The organism is Salegentibacter sp., from assembly GCF_041642575.1.
Classification (GTDB): Bacteria; Bacteroidota; Bacteroidia; order Flavobacteriales; family Flavobacteriaceae; genus Salegentibacter.
The window spans coordinates 1-1,722 of sequence record NZ_JBEPWD010000200.1; the positions used below are offsets into that span (position 1 = coordinate 1).

The 1,722-nt window shown below is 41.0% G+C and carries 1 protein-coding gene and 2 pseudogenes; 2 read left to right on the plus strand and 1 reads right to left on the minus strand.

Annotated elements, in window-relative coordinates; genetic code table 11:
* Nucleotides 1-119 (plus strand): annotated as a pseudogene (locus tag ACESK1_RS13300) (lipid A biosynthesis acyltransferase); the annotation flags it as partial.
* On the opposite strand, the gene glmM reads toward ACESK1_RS13300, so the two are convergent.
* Nucleotides 116-1,501 (minus strand): phosphoglucosamine mutase, encoded by a 1,386-nt coding sequence (glmM, locus tag ACESK1_RS13305; protein ID WP_372920652.1) that lies wholly within the window; start codon nt 1,499-1,501, stop codon nt 116-118. The pseudogene ACESK1_RS13300 and the gene glmM sit on opposite strands and share 4 nt — an antisense overlap.
* Nucleotides 1,502-1,627: 126 nt before the next feature.
* Between glmM and ACESK1_RS13310 the strand changes: the two are divergent.
* Nucleotides 1,628-1,722 (plus strand): annotated as a pseudogene (locus ACESK1_RS13310) (DUF479 domain-containing protein); the annotation flags it as partial.

Below are 1,722 nucleotides of genomic sequence, written 5' to 3' on the forward strand. Positions count from 1 at the left end.
AATACATTCGTTTACTGGAACGGCAGATCAGGGAGAAACCCGAATATTATTTATGGACCCATAAACGATGGAAACACCGCAACAGGCCCATAACTGAAGATTCTGTAGTAATAGACTAAGCGATAATCGCTTTTATCTCTGCGATCATTTTCTGAGCGAGGTCGTCGGCTTCCTGCTGACTTTTTGCTTCTGTGTAGATCCTGATAATAGGTTCGGTATTGGATTTTCTCAAATGAACCCAATTTTCAGGGAAGTCGATCTTGACACCATCAACGGTGGAAACCTGTTCATCTTCATGTCTTTTATGCACAGCTTTTAAGACTCCATCTACATCGAGATCCGGCGTTAATTCAATTTTGTTTTTACTCATGTAATATGCCGGGTATTCTTTTCTCAATTCGGAAACTTTTAGTTTTCGCTCAGCAAGAAGACTAAGAAATAAAGCCACTCCTACCAGACTATCTCTTCCGTAGTGAGATTCAGGGTAAATGACCCCACCATTTCCTTCTCCGCCAATCACGGCATTGGAATCCTTCATTAATTTCACTACATTAACCTCTCCCACAGCGCTGGCCCGGTATTTCCCGTTATGTTTATTTGTTACATCTCTTAAAGCGCGTGAAGAAGAAAGGTTGCTCACGGTATCGCCCGGAGTTTTAGAGAGCACATAATCGGCACAGGCAACCAGGGTATATTCCTCGCCAAACATTTCGCCATTCTCGTCAATAATAGCGAGGCGGTCAACATCGGGATCTACTACGATCCCCAGATCAGCTTTTTCCTTCACGACAAGCTTTGAGATATCCTGTAGGTGTTCTTTTAAAGGTTCGGGATTATGCGGGAAATGTCCGTTTGGTTCACAGTATAATTCTACTACTTCCACGCCTAACTTCTTAAGCAAGTCCGGAATTACAATTCCTCCTGTAGAATTCACGCCATCTACAACAACTTTAAAATCGGCAGCTTTTATTTTTTCGGCTTCCACCAGTTTCAACTTAAGAACTTCTTCTATATGAATATTCATATAATTTTCCTTGGACGTAATTTTTCCCAGGGAATCAACATCAGTAAAATTGAAATCTTCGCTTTCGGCAATATCAAGGATCTTAGCTCCCTGTTCCCCATCCAGAAACTCTCCTTTTTCATTAAGCAGCTTAAGGGCGTTCCACTGCTTAGGATTATGGCTGGCCGTAAGAATTATTCCACCATCAGCCTTTTCGAGCGGGACAGCGATCTCTACAGTAGGGGTTGTTGACAGCCCAAGATCTATAACATCGATCCCGAGGCCGGAAAGGGTATTCATGGTTAAGTCCTGAACCATTTTACCTGAAATCCGGGCGTCTCTTCCCACCACTACTTTTAGTTTATCTTTTTTTGAATAGGTTTTAAGCCAGGTGCCGTAGGCTGCCGCGAATTTTACGGTGTCAAGTGGAGTTAGGTTTTCACCGGTTTTTCCGCCAATAGTACCACGGATCCCGGAAATGGATTTTATTAAGCTCATAAAAAGTATTGATTTTTAAATCTGAATTATCTTGAAATTTTAACAAATATATGAGTAGTATCAGGTATGATACAAAACTTAACAAAAATTAAACAGGAACAGTCTAGAAATCATTAACTTTCTTACATGAATTATCTGGCCCATATATATCTCTCAGGTGATGATGAAGCACTAAAAATAGGCAACTTTATCGCTGACTCTGTGAAAGGGAAAGATTTCCT